This window comes from Lentzea sp. NPDC059081, from assembly GCF_042738015.1.
Lineage (GTDB): Bacteria > Actinomycetota > Actinomycetes > Mycobacteriales > Pseudonocardiaceae > Lentzea.
This window is the reverse complement of record NZ_JBHYGW010000024.1, coordinates 36,353-54,185: the sequence shown is the minus strand read 5'-3', so window position 1 is coordinate 54,185 and position 17,833 is coordinate 36,353. Positions and strand designations below refer to the sequence as shown.

At 71.0% G+C, this 17,833-nt stretch carries 8 protein-coding genes (1 of these 8 only partly in view); 5 read left to right on the top strand and 3 right to left on the bottom strand.

The window, feature by feature from the left end:
- Positions 1-21 precede the first annotated feature (21 nt).
- Complete coding sequence (locus ACFWV3_RS35655; protein ID WP_382418033.1) at positions 22-813, bottom strand: ribonuclease activity regulator RraA; 792 nt, start codon at positions 811-813, stop codon at positions 22-24.
- Positions 814-1,080: 267 nt separating this feature from the next.
- Here ACFWV3_RS35655 and ACFWV3_RS35650 point away from each other — a divergent pair, with 267 nt between their 5' ends.
- The 5 genes from ACFWV3_RS35650 to ACFWV3_RS35630 all read left to right on the top strand — a co-directional run bounded on the left by ACFWV3_RS35650 (position 1,081) and on the right by ACFWV3_RS35630 (position 6,306).
- Positions 1,081-2,211 carry a lipase family protein gene (locus tag ACFWV3_RS35650; protein WP_382418031.1) on the top strand — a complete coding sequence of 377 codons (1,131 nt, stop codon included), beginning with the start codon at positions 1,081-1,083 and terminating at the stop codon, positions 2,209-2,211.
- Positions 2,212-2,235: 24 nt separating this feature from the next.
- Positions 2,236-3,165, top strand: a complete 930-nt coding sequence (locus tag ACFWV3_RS35645) for a D-2-hydroxyacid dehydrogenase family protein (protein WP_382418029.1) — start codon at positions 2,236-2,238, stop codon at positions 3,163-3,165.
- Positions 3,166-3,199: 34 nt separating this feature from the next.
- Complete coding sequence (locus ACFWV3_RS35640; protein WP_382418028.1) at positions 3,200-3,655, top strand: SRPBCC family protein; 456 nt, start codon at positions 3,200-3,202, stop codon at positions 3,653-3,655.
- A gap of 472 nt (positions 3,656-4,127) precedes the next feature.
- Positions 4,128-4,976: a hypothetical protein gene (locus tag ACFWV3_RS35635; protein WP_382418026.1), complete on the top strand. Its 849-nt coding sequence runs from the start codon at positions 4,128-4,130 to the stop codon at positions 4,974-4,976.
- A 121-nt stretch (positions 4,977-5,097) separates the two neighbouring features.
- On the top strand, positions 5,098-6,306 hold the full coding sequence (locus tag ACFWV3_RS35630; RefSeq protein ID WP_382418024.1) for an MFS transporter: 1,209 nt from the start codon (positions 5,098-5,100) through the stop codon (positions 6,304-6,306).
- 1 nt (position 6,307) lies between these two features.
- Here ACFWV3_RS35630 and ACFWV3_RS35625 read toward each other — a convergent pair whose 3' ends face one another.
- Together ACFWV3_RS35625 and ACFWV3_RS35620 are read right to left on the bottom strand one after the other, a co-directional pair.
- Positions 6,308-7,153 carry an XRE family transcriptional regulator gene (locus ACFWV3_RS35625; protein ID WP_382418022.1) on the bottom strand — a complete coding sequence of 282 codons (846 nt, stop codon included), beginning with the start codon at positions 7,151-7,153 and terminating at the stop codon, positions 6,308-6,310.
- Positions 7,154-7,172: 19 nt separating this feature from the next.
- Positions 7,173-17,833: the final stretch of a hypothetical protein gene (locus ACFWV3_RS35620; protein ID WP_382418020.1), read on the bottom strand. 16,621 nt of this gene lie beyond the right edge of the window; 10,661 of the gene's 27,282 nt are visible here — the last part of the coding sequence; its start codon lies beyond the right edge, outside the window; the stop codon is at positions 7,173-7,175.

The following is a 17,833-nucleotide window of genomic DNA, read 5'->3' as shown; positions in this document are numbered from 1 at the left end:
GGCGGGCTCCTTTCGCGCCTGTCATGAAGGGGACTGTCGCGAAGGGAGCCCGCCGGGCGTCGCCCACCTCGTCTGGGCGCGTCCCTGTTCCGCGCGCCACTTCTCGTACTCGGGCCGCGCCTCGTCCGACAACGGGTAGTACCGCCGCAGGTCGCCGCCCTCGGACAACCGGATCCGGGAGAACTCCTCCCACTCCGCGTGTTCCTGGGCGACGGCGATCAGCGCGGGCGCGAGCTTGACCGGCACCACGACCGCCCCGTCGTCGTCGGCGACGACGATGTCACCCGGCTCGACGAGCGTGCCACCACACGCGACCGGCACGTTGACCGCCGTCGGCACGATGTCGGTCTGGGCGTGGAAGTTCGGTGTGGCACCGCGGATCCAGAGCCCGAGACCGAGCTTCTTCGCCTCGCCGGTGTCACGCAGGCACCCGTCGATCACCACGCCCGCGCCGCCACGACCCTTGAAGTAGGTCAGCATCATCTCGCCGAACACCCCGCTGCCCATGTCCCCGCGCGCGTCGACGATGATCATGTCGCCGGGCTGCGCGTGGTACATCACGTGCCGGTGCAGCTGTTTCTCCGGCTCGGCGTACTCGTCGACGGGGTAGAGGTCCTCGCGCTTGGGCAGGAACTGCAACGTCAGCGCCGGACCGGCCACGCGCACGCCGGGTGTCACCGACACGGGCCCGCGGATGAACGCGCTGCGGATGCCCATGCGACTGAGCTCGGCGCTGGCTGTCGCGCTGCCGATGGCCGCGAGGGCCGCGCTCAACTCTGCAGGCGGGCGAACGATGTCGTGCGTCTCGACCACGTCGGTAGCTCCCTCGGATCCGCGCTGACCGCTACTGTCGGAGAGTCTCGTACCCAGCCTAGTACGCCGCGAACTCCTTTGGTGGAAAGGAATTCCGCGTTTTCGGTGGATCACCGCGGCTCTTGTCGGGTGGTAACCGGCTCGTGCGGCCGCGGTGGCTCACAGGCGGGACGCGGCTCGCGCACCGTGACCCGAACGTCGTATTGCCACCTTACGACGTTCGGCCCTAGATTGCGGTAACGCCGGTTACCACAAAGGGGTCCACCGATGCCGCTCCGCGCCGTGCTCACCGCCGTTCTGCTGCTGTCCGCCCTGGTCGCACCCGCGCACGCGGCCGCGCCGGGGGAGCTGGTCAGCAGCAGGGAGGTGGCGTGGCACCCGGAGCCGTTGCGGCTGCTGTCCGCCCCGGTGAAGGCCTACGACATCCGCTACCGCTCGACGTCCGCGACGGGAGAGAGCACCGTCGTGTCCGGCATGGTGCTGGTGTCGCCGCTGCCGTGGAACAACGGTCCGCGCCCGATCGTCGCGTACGCCATGGGCACGCAGGGCATGGCCGACCGGTGTGCGCCGTCGCAGCAGCTGCAGAACGGCACCGAGGTCGAGATCGCGTTCCTCGCCCAGGCGATGTCCAAGGGCTGGGCCGTGGCGGTGACGGACTACGAAGGCCTTGGCACGCCAGGAGATCACACGTACGCGGTGTCCCGTTCGGAGGGACGTGCGCTGCTCGACGTGGCACGGGCGGCGGCCTCGGTCCCCGGTCTGTCCGCCGCCGCCCCCGTCGGTGTTTTCGGCTACTCCCAAGGTGGTCAGGCCGCGTCGTCCGCCGCCGAGCAGTGGAAGTCGTACGCGCCTGAGGTCAACGTCGTCGGCGTCGCGGCGGGCGGCGTGCCGGCCGACCTGAACGCGGTGGCGAAGTTCAACGACGGCAACGCGGGGTCGGGCCTGGTGTTCGCGGCGGCCGCCGGATACGCCACCGCCTACCCGGAGCTGCCGCTGTCGTCGGTGCTCAACGCCCGCGGCCGGCAGGTGATCGACCAGATCCGGCAGTCGTGCGTCGCCGAGATCGCTCTGGTGGCACCGTTCACGCGGCTCAACTCGCTGACGACGACACCGGACGTCATCCAGAACCCGTTGTGGCAGAAGAGGTTGAACGAGAACGCGCTCGGTTCGGTCAAGCCCGGCGCACCCGTCTACCTCTACCACGGCACGCTCGACGAGCTGATCCCGTTCGGCGTCGGGCAGAAGCTGCGCTCGCAGTGGTGCGCGCTCGGTGCCGACGTGCAGTGGACGCCGCTGCCGTTGCTCGGCCACGTCACCGCGGTCAGCGCGTGGGGCACGAACGCGCTGAACTGGCTCGGCGATCGCTTCGCCGGCCGCGCGACGCGTCCTGACTGCTGACCGCCGCTCTGACATGATCGGCCCATGAGGTGTGTGGTGCTCGACGACTACCAGGGCGTGGCGCTCGCGAACGCCGACTGGTCGGGCCTCGACGTGACGGTGCTGCGCGACCACCTGGACGATCCGGCCCCGGCGCTGGCCGACGCCGAGTGCGTCGTGGTGATGCGCGAACGGACTCCGTTCCCCGCCTCGCTCTTCGCGCGGCTGCTCCACCTCCGCCTGCTGGTCACGAGCGGCATGCGCAACGCCTCGATCGACCTGGCCGCCGCCCGCGAGCGCGGCGTCACGGTGTGCGGCACGGGCAGCGCCAAGACCCCGCCGACCGAGCTGACCTGGGCGTTGCTCCTGGGCCTTGCCCGCAACCTGGCCGCCGAGAACGCGGCGTTCCACGACGGCGGCCCGTGGCAGAGCACCGTCGGCACCGACCTGGCCGGCGCCACCCTGGGCTTGCTCGGGTTCGGCAACCTCGGCACCGCGGTGGGACGCGTCGGCAAGGCGTTCGGCATGGACGTGGTGGCGTGGAGCCCCAACCTGACCGCCGCGAAGACCGGCCCCGAGGGCGTCCGGCTCGCCGGCGACCTGCACGACCTGCTGCGGCAGAGCGACTTCGCGTCGATCCACCTCGTCCTGAGCGACCGCAGCCGCGGCCTGGTGGACGCGGCCGCACTGGCCTGCCTGAAGCCGTCCGCGTTCCTGGTCAACACCTCACGGGCCGGCATCGTCGACAGCGCGGCACTGCTGGAAGTGCTGCGGGAGAAGCGAATCGCGGGCGCGGGACTCGACGTGTTCGAGGTGGAGCCCCTACCACTCGCCGACGAGCTGCGAACGCTGCCCAACGTCCTCGCCACCCCACACCTCGGCTACGTGACGCGGGCGAACTACCGGACGTACTTCACCGAGGCCGTGGAGAACATCCACGCGTTCATCGCGGGTGAACCGATCCGGCAGCTCTAGCAACTCATTACCTACCGGTAGTAAGTTCGGCGCCATGACGCCCGACGCCTCCGCGCACATCGAGGTCACCGCCACCCCGCAGCGGGTGTTCGACCTGGTCAGCAACCTGCGCAGCCTCGGCGGCGTGGCCGAGGAGTACCAGGGCGGCAAGTGGCTCAACGCCGCCGGCCCCCGCGTGGGCGCCAGGTTCCGCGGCCTCAACAAACGCGGCTGGCGAATCTGGCCGACCACCGCAACCGTCACCGACTGCGACGCGACCCGGTTCGCCTTCGAGGTGAAGTCACTCGGGCTGGCCGTCTCCCGCTGGCAGTACGACATCGAGCAGACCGCCGGCGGCTGCCGCGTCACCGAGTCCACGTGGGACCGCAGGCCCGCCTGGTACAAACCGTTCACGATTCTCGCCACCGGGGTGACGGACCGCGCCGTGACCAACCAGCGCAACATCGAGGCGACCCTGCGCCGACTCAAGCGAGCCGCCGAGTCCTCCTGACTCTCGAACGAAAACCTCGCGCTCGATTCTGTGAATCGCAACAATGGACAGTGCTGAATCGCCGTATAAACGCACTGCCGCCCCGCAGATCAAGCGATGTCGAAGGCGAGTCGTCTTCCCGGACACCGCTGGGTAGCGGTGCACCCAATCGCAATCGTCGTGGAGCGGCGATGAACACCCTCGCTTCGTCCAAGGTGCACGACCACGCTGGAACTCGCCGTGCCAAGGCGCCCCCGCTGGAACGCAACAGGACCACTGCCCCCACCGGTATCACTACTTCGGTCTACAACGCCCCATTGGCCACCCCCGGGCCCAAACCCCGAAAATGCCCCCTGACCAGCAAGATCAACCCCTGCACCCGAACCTTAAACGAATTTAAAACCGCAACTTCCCCCGACATCTTGAACCCACTCCGTGACCTCCCCGTAGTCATCGGTACAACACCGGCCAGACCACCCCGAGGAGACACAGAATGGGCGCTCGACACCGCAAGCCCGTCATGATCGGCGCGGGCGCCATGCTCGCGGTCGCTGCTGTCGCCGGCGGCATCTTCGCCTTCAGCAGCACCAACTCGAACGCGGCTGAGGACTGCGGCGGCCTGGACACCGCGCTGCAGAACAACCTCACCTTCATCGCGGGCCAGCAGGCCAACCCGGACGCCCAGTCCGACGCGCGGATCGCCAACCGGCAGGCGGTCGTCAACCTGATCAACCAGCGGCGCGCGGCCGCCGGGTGTGGCAACAACGTCCAGGCGAAGCCCGAGAAGGGCCAGGCCGCGACGTCCGGTGAGGACTGCGGTGGCCTGGACAAGGCGTTGCAGAACAACCTGACGTTCATCGCCGGCCAGAAGGCCGCCCCTGACTCCCAGTCCGAGGCGCGCATCGCGAACCGCCAGGCCGTGGTCGACCTCATCCAGCAGCGGCGCAAGGCGGCGGGCTGCACGGGTGACGGCGGCGCGGCCAACGCGGGCCAGAACCAGGGCAACCAGGGCCAGCCGGCTGCCCAGCCGCCTGCCACCCAGCCGCCGCCCGCGGCTCAGCCTCCCGCGAACCAGGGCGACGGCGGCGCGACCGGCCAGCAGGTGTGCGTCGGCTCGACCGTCACGCTGTCCGGTGAGGGTGGCGCCCCCGCCGCGTCCAGCGGCACGTTCCCGGTCGGCACCACGCTGAAGGTCACGAACCTCGACAACAACAAGTCGACCACCGTGAAGGTGGCGTCGGTGTCCGGCAGCTGCGCGCTGCTGAACAACGCGGCGTTCGAGCAGGTGCGCGAGCCCGGCAAGTTCCTGATCCGCCGGGCGCGGATCGAGAAGATCGGCTGACCGAGCACCGTCCACAACGGACGGCCACTCCCGGGGAAGGCGCGGGGGAGTGGCCGTCCGTTGTGCTGTGCGGGCGTCAGGTGGGATGTTGGCCTGGCCCCCGAGCCACGGAGCGAGCCACGTGACCGAGAACGCAGCACCGCCGTCCGTCTTCCGGAACACCGCGTTCCTGCGGCTTTGGACAGGCACGACGGCGTCCGGACTCGCGATGTGGGCGCTGCCGTTCGTACTGGGCCTCGCCGTGCTCGAACGCTCGATCACCGCGGTGGAGCTGGGCGTCGTGCTCGCCACCAGGACGGCGGGTTTCCTGGCCGCCGTGCCGGTCGCGGGCGTGCTCGCCGACCGCCACCCGCGGCGCGCGGTCGTGTTCTGGTCGTGCCTGGTCGCGGGGCTCACCACGCCGGTGATCGCGCTCGGCATGGGCCGGTCGCTGCTGCTGATGGCCGTCGCCGCGACGGTCGTGGGCGCGGGGCAGGGCGCCTGCCGGCCGGCGTTCCAGGCGATGGTGGCCGAGGTGGTGCCCGAGCACGGACGCCAGCAGGCCAACGCCGCGACCACGCTGGCGATCAGGGTGACCACGCTGGTGGCGCCGAGCCTGACCGCGCTGGCGGCACTGCTCGTCAACGCACGGGAGCTACTGGCGGCCACCGCCGTTGTCTGGCTGATCGCCGCGCTGGTTCCGCCCGGGGGACAGAGCAGGCCCGCACCCGCCGCGGGCACCCGCGCGAGCTTCACGACCGACTTCCTGGACGGCATCCGCGAGGCACGTCGTCACCCGTGGCTGCTCGCCGGGCTCGGCGCGCTGACCGCGGTGATCGCCACCGGCTACTCCGCGACGGCCGTGGTGCTGCCGCTGGTCAGCAGGGACCGCTACGACACCGAGGCGGTGCTGGCCGCCGCCACCACCGCGTACACCGTCGGCGCGCTGGCGGGCGCGATGCTGATGGCCCGCTGGCGGCCGAAAGCCGCGGGCTGGGTCGCGTTGACGGGCCTCGCCCTCTACGGGCTGATCCCGCTGGTGCTGCTGGTCCCCGTGCACCCGGTCGTCGTGGTCGCCGCCTACGCGGTCACGGGCATCGGCATCGAGCTGTTCAACGTGCCGTGGTTCACCGCCGTGCAGCGCGAGGTCGAACCGTCGAAGCTCGCGCGGGTCTCCTCGCTGGACTTCCTGCTGTCCTACGGCCTGGCGCCGGTCGGGCTCGCGCTCATCGCCCCGGCGATCGACGCGTTCGGGGTGAGCGCGGTGCTCGGCGCCTGCGCGGTGGCCTGCTTCGCGGTGCCGGCGGCGGCCGCGCTGGTGCCCTCGTCGCGGAGGTTCAGCGCGAGGTGACCTACCAGGTCCACCGGAAGCCGCGCACGCCAGGAGGCACGTCCAGGGCCACGTCCAGCAGGGTGCGGCCGGGGGTGACCGACGAGCCGTCGGCGAGCTGGACGACGGACGCGGGCACGTCGCCCTCGAACGTCACCTCCAGCACGTACTCCCGCGTCGGCAGGCGGAACTTGCGCTCGTAGTTCGTCGCCGGCGGGCACGGCGCCTGGTTCACCAGCTCGTGCTCGATCACGACGCTCTCCCCGCGCAGCAGCGGCCGGTCGAACACCAGCTCCGCCACCAGCAGCCCCTCGGCCTGGTCGGCGACCACCCGGCCCACCGTGCAGTTCTTCAGCGCCCGGACGTGGGGGAGCGGCCGGTCGTGCTCGTCCACGTGCATGATCACGACCCAGCGGTCGGGACCGTTCATCGACGCCGACAGCACCTGCCGCGACCGGAAGCTCCGCTCGGTGCGGTCGGCGCCGACCGTCACGAAGTCCTGCTGGCTGACCCTGATGAGCTGGTCGTCCCACTGCGTGTCGAGGTCGTGCAGCGCGTGCTCGACGGGCTTGGGCGACGGCCAGAACGCCGACATCGGCGCCGGGGCCCTGCGCAGCCAGCGCCCGCGCGGGCGGGGAGGCCCGAGCAGCTCGGACAGGTGGCCGGGCGGCACCTTCAGGATGTGCTCCAGGTGCACGACGGCCTGCAGCGACTTCTTGCGCTCCGGCCGGCTGCGTCCGGTCTGCCAGTAGCTCAGCGTCGCGAGCGACACCGACACGCCGTTCTGCGACAGGTGCTCGCGCAGGCGCTCCAGACCGAGACCACGATTCGTGATCGCCGTCCGGAGCGCCTCCGCGAACTCGTCCACGCAGGTCACGCTAATCGATTCACGCGTCCCGCTGAAGTGGCTGGTGAGGCCGGTAGGTCACCTGGCGGCCGTCGATCACCATGTCGACGTCGACGGTCTCCTGGAACGGCGGGCCCAGCGGCACCAGCGTCACGGGCTGACCCGACGGCGGGTGGATCCGGACGTTGACGCCGAGCTGCGTCGCGATCAGGCGTGCCACCAGGTCACGGGCGTTGGTGGCGCCCGTGTTCTCGTTCGTGTCGGACTGCAGGTGCCAGTTCTGGTTCTCCACCAGCGCGCCGCCGAGGTGGTTCGGGTGCATCGGCCGGTCGGCGGTCCACCCGGCGACGTCCCTGGTCACCGCCTGGTGGTTCGCCGCGAGGTTCACCACCTGCTGCCGCAGGCCCGCCGGGTCGAGGCCCCTGGCCTGCCCGATGGCGGCGTAGATGCCGTTCGGGGTGACCGGCGGCGGGGACTGCCCACCGAGCACCTCCTCGTGCAGGAATCGCAGCTGCGCCCTCGTCGCGTCGAGGCGGGCGCCCGCCGCCGTGCCCGGTCCGGAGGACGACCCGGCCACCGGGGCCGGGTCCTGCGCCACCGGTGCCGAGTGCTGCGCGGTGCCGGTCCCGCTCTCCGGCCGGACCCACGTGTCCGCCGTGAGGCCGGTGGCGTGCTGCGGGGTGGTGACCTCGGTCGTCGCCCCGGTCACCCACGGCGTCGCGGGCGCCGCCGGCTCCACCGGGCCGGCCGCCGGCGTCACGTCCTCCTCGACGATGTACAGGGCCTGCAGCTCCGCCTTGAGCTCGGCGATCTTCGCGTCGGTGAGCTCGACGCCCAACCCGCCCTGCAGCGCCACCCTGTTGTCCGCCGCGGCACGGGTGAACTGCTCCGCGCTGACCACCGTGTTCTTCGGGAGCACCTGGGAGGTGGTCAGCATCCGGAGCGCCCACTCGGCCTGGCTGGACACGTCGGTGCCGGTCATGGGGTTGTCGGCGACCGTCTCCTCCACCGACGGACCGCCGATCATGTCCTGCCGCGCCTGGTCTTGGGCGAAGTTCGTGGCGCGGTTGTAGCCCTTCTCGTGGTCGAAGATCACGTTCGTCAGCATGGCGGGGTCGGCCGTGAAGGTCGGCGCGTTGTTGATCATTCCCCACAAGCCGTGCGCCCAGTCGGTGAACGCCGCCCGCTGCTCCGGGGTGGTGAAGTCGCCGAACGCGGCGCGCTGCTCGCGCTCGATGACCGGCCGGCTGAACTCGGCGTTGAGCGCGTCCGTGACCGCCTGGACGCCGTGCTGGTCGATCAGTGCGGCGACGTCGTCGGTCCTGGTGTCGAGCATGACCGACAGGTGCAGCAGCTCGCGGCCGGCCTGGTGGTCGAGGTACGCGCCGGGCCTGTCCAGCTCGGCCTCCACGTCCCTGGCGAGCTGGGGAGCGTTCTGCATCGCCTCCGCCGCCAGAGCCTGGACGTGGCTCTGGATCACCACGGCCGGCACCGGGGCCGGCGTGTGGTCGCCGGTGTCCGGGGTCGAGCGGTCCTGTGCGGAAGTGTCACCGCTGGTGTCCGCCGGGTTCGCCGGCGCCTGGCGGGTCGACGGACCTTCACCGCGGTCGACGTCCGCCGGCGGCGTGCCGTGGCTCGTCGGGGCGGGCCCGCCGTCCGTGTCCGTGCTCGACGACGACGTGGTCGTGGCCGACCTCGACGCGTTGTAGTCGGCGATCTTGCCGTCGACCACGGTCTTCTGGTCCCACCACTTCTTCTGCTCCGCGTCCGCGGCGCGACGGGCGTCGTCGAGCTTGGTCTCCGCGTCCTTGATCAGCGCCTGCTGGGCGTCGCGGTCGGTGACGATCTTGGTCTCCGCGTCGGTGTACGCGGTCGCCGCGTTGGCGCGGACGGCGTCGGCGTCGGCCACGACCTGCTGCTGCGCCGTGACCTCGGCCTGCCGGGCCTGCGCCACCCCGGTCTGGACCTCGAGCTGCGCCCTGGCGTCGCGCAGCTGCTGCTGCGTGCGCTGGAGCGCGTTCCGCGCGGCGTCCGCCTCGGCCTGGGCCGCGCGCACCTCGGCGTCCGTGCCGCCGTTGGCCCTGGTCTCCTCCAGCGCGAGCTGGGCGTCGACCGCCACGGCGTTGAGGCCGTCGATCCGCGAGTCCAGGACGTTCACGGTGTGCTGCGTCCTGGCGGCCTCCTGCGCGGCCGTCTCGGCCCGCGTCTCGAGGTCGGGGAGCTTCGCCTGCTCGTCGAGGTGCGCCTGGATCGCGTTGTTGTAGCCGGACTGGACCGGCGTGAGGTCCGAGTCGTTCTTCGCGAGCTTCGCGGCGGCGGAGTTGATCACCGACTGCGCCTCGTGCCGCCGGGCGTCGACGGCGACCTCGGCGGTGCGCCAGTCGTCCGCGGCCTTCTTCAGGTCGGTCTGGGCACTGTCCAGGTCCGGGCTGAAGTTCGTGCCCAGCAGGGTCTGCGCGTCCGTCGCCGGCATGCGCACCCCGGCCGAGTTCGGCACGGACAGGTCGACGACGGAGGTCCTGCCGCCGACCGTCGCGACGACGCGGTACTCGACGCCGAACTGCACCAGGCCGGTCCGCACCTTCGGCTTGACGTTGTTCGTCTTGTTGTCGGTCGGCCCGCCGGACACCGCGGACGAGTCCTCGCCCGCGTGCCGCAGCTCGACACCGCTCGGCAGGAAGTTGGCGGTGTCCTTCGGGTCGTCGCCCTGCTTCACCGCCGCGCTGCCGGCCGCGAGACCCACCGACGCGTCGCCGGTCTCGCTGACCTTCGCCTCGGTGCTGGTCGCGGTGACCTGCGACCTCGGGTTCTCCAGGGCCACGCCGTCGCTGAGCGACCCGAGCGTCGGGTCGACCAGCCGCGCGTAGACCTTGACCTCGGCGTCCTGCCCGAACGTCAGCGCCGCTTCCTTGAGTCCCGGCACCTCGAGCGGGCCGCCCAGCATCGACGGCAGGTGCGGCTGGAGGTTCTCCGGGCTGAGCGTCGTCAGGAGGCTGTTGAGCGGGCCGGTGCCCTTGCCGGTGATGCCCTTGCCGGCCCCGGCGTCGGTCAACGCCGTCACCGCGGCCGCGCGCAGGTCCTTGGCACCGCGGAAGCTCTCGACGGACGCCTTCTGGGGCAGCTGCGTGGCACGGGCGTCGCTCTGGAACGCGGCGATCTCCGCGGGGCCGGCGAACCGGCCGTCCAGCTTGCTCGCCTCGGCCTTGTAGGGCTGTGCGGCCGCTCCGCCGGTGACCTTCTGGTTGTCCGCGTGCAGGCGGACGGTCATGTCCTGCACACCGCTGGAGGCCTTCGCGACCTCCGTGTCGCCCTTCTCGACGACGAGCTCGAACTCGATCGGCATGGAGTAGCGCGCCGCCGGTCCGCTCGCGGCGCGGAGGTGGCCGAACTGGTCGGTCGTCGAGTTCGTGACCGAGCTGCTCTTCGACTGACCGATGTTCGCCGCCGCGACCACGCCCGACGTGCCGGACACGTTCGGGTTCGCGCTGCCCGGTGCGGCCATGCCCGGCGCCTTGAGCCCGAGGCTCCAGGCGGTGCCGCGGCCCTGGCCGGAGGAGACCTTGTTCGAGCCGGCGATCGTCGACTCCATCTCGACGCCGTCGTTCACCACGTCCTGGAACTTCGGCGTCTGCGCCTTGGCCCGCAGCGTGACCTGGTACGAGTCCTTGCCGAACGTGCCGGGCTGGTGCACCAGCAGCGGCACGCCGCCGTCCAGGGCGCTGTCGATCATCGCCTGCACGCTCGCCGGCGAGCTGAAGTCGACCAGGCGCTGCATGTTGCTCATCGAGTCCTTGAGGACCGAGTCGGGCAGCAGCGAACCGCCGAAGCGCTTCGAGGTCTTGGCGTTGACCTCCGCGGCCAGCTGGGTGACCACACCGGACAGGTCCGGCACCTCGTCCACGGTGGACAGACCGAGCGCGCCCGGCTCGCCGTTCGCCACCGTCGCCGGCGGCGCCATCGTCGGCATCTCCGGCTTGGGCACGTTCGGCTTGACGTCGGGCAGCAGGCCCATGTCCCGTGCGACGTCCTCGGTCACGCGGACGAACACGGACTTCGGCATCGAGACGGTGGCGCCCTCGGCGTGCGGCGTGCCGCCGTAGAGGAAGTTGCCGGACCGGCTCTCGCCGACCACCGTGACGTCGGCGTCGAGCTGCACCAGCACCGTGCGGGCACCGGCGGGCGTCACGAAGTTGCGGTCGTGGCTGCCGCCGATCTCGCTGGCGGACGACTTCGAGTCCGACCACGGCGTGTACTTGCCGGCCACCGCGACACCGCCGGCGCCGCTGGCGGGCGTGGGCTCGCCCTTGGGCACGGGAGCGGAGTTCGGCTTGATCGGCAGGTTCATGCCGCCGGTCAGGTCGACGGACCGGGTGGTGGACGACGACTGTCCCGCCTTGTAGCCACCGGTGCTCGCGTTCTCGGTACCGGTGGTGTCCGAGATGGACACGAGCTTCGGGTTGCTCAGGCCGAACTTCACGCCGATCGCGCCGGTGCGGTCGGTGACGCGGCGGTCGTACTTGAGGCCCTGCTCCTGGATGCCGGTCTGGGTCAGGGTGCGCAGGTTCGCCTTGATGTTCTCCGGGGAGAACATCTTGTCGATCTGCGCCCGTGATGCCGTGCCCGGCACGGTCAGCGCCGAGTCGCCGCCCGCCGCGCGGTTGAGCGCGTCGATGGCCTGCTGGCGCAGCTCCGTCGTGTTCGCGACGGCCTCCACGTGCAGGAACTCCGGCGACTTCTCCTTGGTGGGCGTGCTCAGCAGCTGGTTGACCGTCGGCGAGTCGGCCAGCACCTTCGACTCCGGCTTGCCGGGCTCGAAGCCCTTGCCGGGATCGGCGTCCAGGGTGGAGCTGTCGGACACCCACAGGTTCACGCCACCCTTGATGGACGTGAGACCGCGTTGACCCGTCTTCGCCACGCTGCGCTCCTTGGGCGCGTGGTGGCCGGGCAGATCCGGCGTGACGCGCCGCACCCAGGCACGGGGCCGGGTGAACGTGGTGATCTCGAACTCGAGCTCCACGTCGCTGTGGAACACCTGGGCGTTCGGGCTGCCGATGTTGAGCGAGGTGCTGTTCACCGACGGGCCGGCCGCGACCTTGTCCGACCACGAGTGGTTGTACTTCGCGCCGAACTGCGGCGCCGGGCTCATCTTGGCGACATCGGTCTTGGCGGGGATGACCACCTTGCCCTCGACACCGGCGCTCCAGCCCTTGGTGGTGGTCGTGGAGCTGTCGAGCTTCGGACCGGTCGACGACGCGTCGCGGATGTTGCGCGCGTCTGCCTGGCCGAGGTGCTCGGTGTTCGTGACCTTCGCCTTGACGGTGATGTTGACGTAGGTGTTGCTGGTCGCGTCGCTGTTCTTCAGCTGCACCTGGACGCCGGGGCCCATCAGGCTGTCCATGTTCGCCCGCAGCGCGGCCGGCGAGAGCTGCGTGTTCAGCTTGCGCTGGTTCGCGACCTGCTGGGAGACGTCCGCGAAGCTCTTGCCCTTGCTCGACCGCGGGTCCGAGTTCGTGTCACCCCAGTTGGGCAGGAACTTCTCGAAACCGCGCAGGCCGCGCAGCGCGCTCTCGACCTGGGGCTGGACCTCCGCCGCCACCTCGAACTCGCCGACCTTGGCGTTGCCGGCCGCGATCGTGTCGCTCAGGTACGGTGGCGCGAACTTCGTGCCCTTGGTCTTCGGGTCGGCGACCGAGTCGCGGGTGCCGTCCGGGGTCGGCAGCCCCAGCGAGGCCGCCTCGTTCAGCCCGAGGCGCAGGTACGTCGTGACGGGGATCTTGACCGGGGCACCGCTCGGCGCGATGACCTCGATCTCGGCGCGCACCTTGTACATGCCGGTGTCGCCCTTGATCTGGATGCCGCTCTTGTGGCTGGTGTTGATGCCCGCGTTGGTGTTGTCGGCGATGCGCGCCGAGTAGCCGGCCGTGACACCGCCCTGGCCGCCGACCACGTCCGGGAGGCCCGCGTTGAAGCCCAGCCCGGCGTTGAAGTCACCGCCGGACTTGGTCGTCGAGGACACACCGCTGCTGTGCGCGGCTGTGTCGTGCAGGCGCAGCACCGAGCTGTCGTGCGTGCCGACGAGCTCCGCGGTGAACAGCTGGGCCTTCATCTGCACCGCGGCGCCCTTGCTGGCGTGCGGGCTGATGAGGTCCGGCGACGTGACGGCCGCGCCGCCGAGCATCGCGCCGAGGTTGTTGCGGATCTCGGTCGGGCTCAGGAAGTTCTGCAACGCCTCGCGGCCCGGCGAGCCGACCTTGGTGATCGACGGGTGCAGGTTCCGCGCGACGTCGGCGAACGCCTTCGCCTGGTTCTCGACCGTCACGACCTCGGGCGCGGGGTGCTCGACCTTCGCGCCCCAGTTCTTGATCGGGGCCGAGTGGATGGTCTTCGCGTTGGGGGAGCTCGCGATCGTCGCCAGGTCGTTCGGGATGTTCAGCGTGACGGACGTGCCCGTGCTGACGTCGGGCAGGTTGCGGATGCCACCGCTGGCGTCGGCGAGGGTGATCTCGTAGGTCACCCCGACCGTGGCCTCGGTCGTGCCCTCACCCGCCCGGATCGCGCGCTGGTCGGTGAGCGACGACGACATGTTCTGCGACTGCGCCGGAGTGGCGAGCTGCGACTTGCCGCCGAGCGAGCCGTACGGGCCGAAGCCCTGGCTGGCCGCGACCGCACCGCCGATGTCGTTGGCCGTGGCGACGGTGTGCGTCGTCGCGGACGAGTTCCCCGACTGCGCCACCATGTCGGTCTTGGTGGTCGGCGCGGCGACGGGGGCCGTGGTCGTCTGCGCGTGCATGGTCGCGCGGACGTTCGCCTCGTACCAGTTGTTGCCGATCTTGACCTGGAAGTTGCGGCCCTTGTCCAGGAACGACTCGAAGTCGCCGTTGATCGCCTGCTGGATGCGGTTCGCGTCGGCGGGCTTGAGGTTCGGGATACCCGCCGTGACGTTCTCGGCGCCGCGCACCTCGGTGGGGGCGATGGAGCCGAGCGCCTTGTTGCCCTGGAAGAAGTCCGGCAACGTCTGCGTGCCCGGCATGACCTGGCCGACCGCCGGGGCCCCCAGCGCGGTCATCGGGATGACCGGGTTCGGCGTGGGGTTCGGGCGGGTCTGGACCTCGGGTTCCGGCGACGCCGAGTCGCGCTGGGCGGACGTCGACGTGTCGGTGGGCGACGTGGTCCCGGGTGAGGTGGTCTCGGGTGAGGCCGTGTCGGTCGTGGTGTCGGTGGCCGGGGCCGGCGTGGTGTCGGCAGGCGGGGTCCAGCCGGGCGGCGGCGGGACGGTCGCCGGGCCCGCGGGCTCCAGCCTCGTGTCCGGCACCATCACCTGGCTGTTGGCGGTGCGCTCGACGAGCCACAGGTGCCGCGGCCGCACGCCGGGGTCCTTCAGGTGGACGTCGGAGCCCATCATGCCGCCGTCGTTCTTGTGCACGCCGGAGTTCGTGTCGTGCTGCTGGAACACCCGCGAGCTGTCGCTGTACTCGTCCGGGACGCCCAGGTAGTGCAGCGTCTCGTGGGCGAGGACCTCGGGGGAGGCGTCGCCGTTCCAGTGCGTCTGGTCGACGCCCTTGCGGTCCGGGTCGACCTTGACGGTGGTGTGGGCGTCCGCCGCGTTGTCGGTGAACTCGAGGTTGAGGTGGAACTGGTCACCGCTCGGGAGCCGGAAACCCTGGTTCAGCAACGAGTTCACGCCGTTGCGGGCGTTCTCCTTGACCTGCGCGACCAGCTCGGGCGAGGCGTTCGCGGCAGGGTCGACGTGCACCTTGACGGTGTACTCCTGCACGAACTTGCCGGGGCTCGTCTCGATGCGCCGCAGGTCGTAGTTGATCAGGCCCTGGTAGGACCTGATGTTGCGCGGCGTGCTGTCCGTGCGGACGTCGTGCACCGTCACGTCGACCGTGCGGACGTCCTTGTCGTTGCGGCGGTCGGCCCACGTGTCGCGGCCGGCCGGCTTCTCCGGGGCGAACCAGTCCGCGGTCTTCGCGGGGTCGTGGCGCCACGACTCGTCGGTGATGACGTCCTTGCCCTGGTGCGACTCCGGGGTCGGAGGCGTCATCGCGGGCGGGGCGCCGCCACTCGTGACCTTCTTCGGCGGCGCGTCGGTGGCCGGGGGAGCGGGCCGGGACGCGTCCTGGTCCGTGCTCGCGGGCGGCGGGTCGGCGAAGACCAGCGTCGGCGGCTGTCCGGGACTGAACCGGATCAACGGCTCCGCGTTCGGCGCCGTCTGCTGGTGGCGCGACACGATGTCGTTGAAGATCTTCTCCTGGAACGCGCCCTGCGGCTCCCAGTACATGTGGGCGCCGTGCTGCACGCCCATGTTCCGCTGGGTCAGCAGCCACACGTTGAGGTCGTAATCCCCGTTCTGCTCCACGCTCAGCGAGCTGCCGTCGTCGGGACGACGGATGTCGTAGACGTCGTGGTCACCGGTGATCTGCGTGAAGTCGCCGGACTTGTTGGCCTGCACGATGCCGTTCTCGACGCGGTACCGGCCCTGCGCCTCCAGGTCCGCCATCTCGGGGCCCAGCTCGGCGAACTCCCGCGTGCGGTTCTCGAAGCGCTGCCGCACGCTGTCGCGGATCTCCGGCGGCAGCGAGTCGTAGTCCGGCTGCTGCGGCTCGAAGAAGCCCACGAGCCCGATCGTGTTCGGGTCCGCGCCCAGGTGGACGTCGAGGGGGCTGATCGTCTTGGCCTTGATGTCCTTCGGCTTCGGGACGGCGCCCTGCTCCAGCCACCGCACGGAGTCCGCGTTGGTCGGCCGCACGTCGTAGACGAGGTTGAACCGGTCCGCGAGGTTCTGGAACCGCGCCTGGTTGAGCCGCGGCATGCCGAACTCGTCCTGCAGCCGTTGCGGCGTCAGCGGACCACTGGCGTCCTGCGGCGACGTCCACTCGCCGTCGAGCAGCTGCTGCGGGCGCGGCGCCGTCTCGACCTTCGCGTCCAGTTCGTCGAAGAGGTCCTCGACGAACGTGTCCGCCACCTTCGGGACCTCCACGCCCAGGTGGTCCGGCGTCGTGGTGCCGGCGGGCGGCGCCGCGGGAGCCGGACGGGTCGGCGCGGGCGGCGTGGTCGTGCTCGGGCCCGACCGGGACGAGCTGGGCTCCGCACCGCCGCGGCTGCTCTCCGCCACCGAAGACTCGGAGGGAAGCGGGGGCAGCGGCTTCTGGTTCGCGTCCGGCGTGGTGCCGGACGGCTGCGGCGTGGTCTCGGCCGGGGCGGGCGGCAGCGGCTTGCCGTCGGTGTCCGCCGTGGTGTTCGTGGTCGTGTCGGCGGGCGGCGGCGTCGGCGCGGGCGGAGGCGTCGGCTTCGGCGGCACCGGAGGCGGCGACGAGTTGTACGCGTCGACCTCGTTGTCCACGGTCGCCTTGGCGTCCCACCACTTCTTCTGCTCCGCGTCGGCGGTGCGGCGGGCGTCGTCGAGCTTGGTCTCCGCGTCCTTGATCTTCTGCTCGGCCGCGGCCCGCTCGTCCGAGAGCTTCTGGTGGGCGTCCTCGGCGTCGGCACGGGCGGCGTCGGCGTCGGCGACGACCTGCTGCTGGGCCTGGAGCTCCGCACGGGCGTCGATCGCGGCCTGGCGCTGCGTGTCGAGGTCCGTCTGGGCGTCCGCGAGCCGCTGCTGGGCGTCGGTCAGCGCGGTGCGGGCCGTGTCGGCCTCCTGCGCGAGCCGGTCCAGCTCCGGCTTCGGCGCGCCGTTGATCTGCGCGTCGTCCAGCTTGTTCTGCGCCGTGAGCGCGTCCTGGTTGAGCGACGCGATCTGCGGGGTCAGGTCCTGGATCTTCGCGCGGCTCTGCTCCACGTCCGCCACGGCGGTGTCGAACGCGGTCTGCTTCGCCTGGAGATCGGTCTCGGCGTTCAGGTGCGTGTCGATGGCCGTGTTGAGCTTCGTGGCGGCGTCACCCAGCGGCTGGTCGGTCTTCGCCAGCACGGCGGCGGACTCGTTGATCGTGTCCTGGGCCGCGTGCCGGGCCTCGTCGACCTTCTTCTCGGCCTCGCGCCAGTCGTCGGCCGTCTTCTTGACCTCGGTCTGGGCGTCCTTCAACGAGTCGCTGAAGTTCTGGTTCAGCATCGTCTCGACGTCGGAGGCGGGCATGCGCACGCCGGCCGAGCCGGGCACCGTCAGGTCGACGACGCCGGTCTTGCCACCGATGGTCGCGACCACCCGGTACTCGACGTCGAACTGCACGAGACCGGTGCGCGGCGCGTCCTTGGGCTTGACGTTGCCGCCCTGGGCCTGCGCCGGGCCGCCGGAGACCGCGGACGACTCCTCGTTCGCGTGCCGCAGCTCGACACCGCCGGTGCCGAAGTTGACGGTGTCCTTCGGGTCGCCCTGCTTGACCGCCGCGCTGCCCTGGGCGAGGCCCACCGACACGTCGGAGGTGTCGGAGACCTTGCCCTCGCTGGAGGTGTCGGTGGTCTTCGTCGTCAGCGGGGTCTCGATCTTCACGCTGTCGCTGAGCGACCCCAGCTGCGGGTTCACCAGCTTCGCGTAGACCTTGACGTCGGCGTCCTGCCCGAACGTCAGCGCCGCTTCCTTGAGCCCCGGCACGTCGAGCGGGCCGGAGAGCATCGACGGCAGGTGCGGCTGCAGGTTCTCCGGGCTCAGCGTGGAGAGCAGGCTGTTGAGCGAGCCCGTTCCCTTGCCGGTGAGGCCCTTGCCCGCGCCCGCCTCCGTCATCGCCTGCACGGCCGCGTTCCGCAGGTCGTTGGCACCGC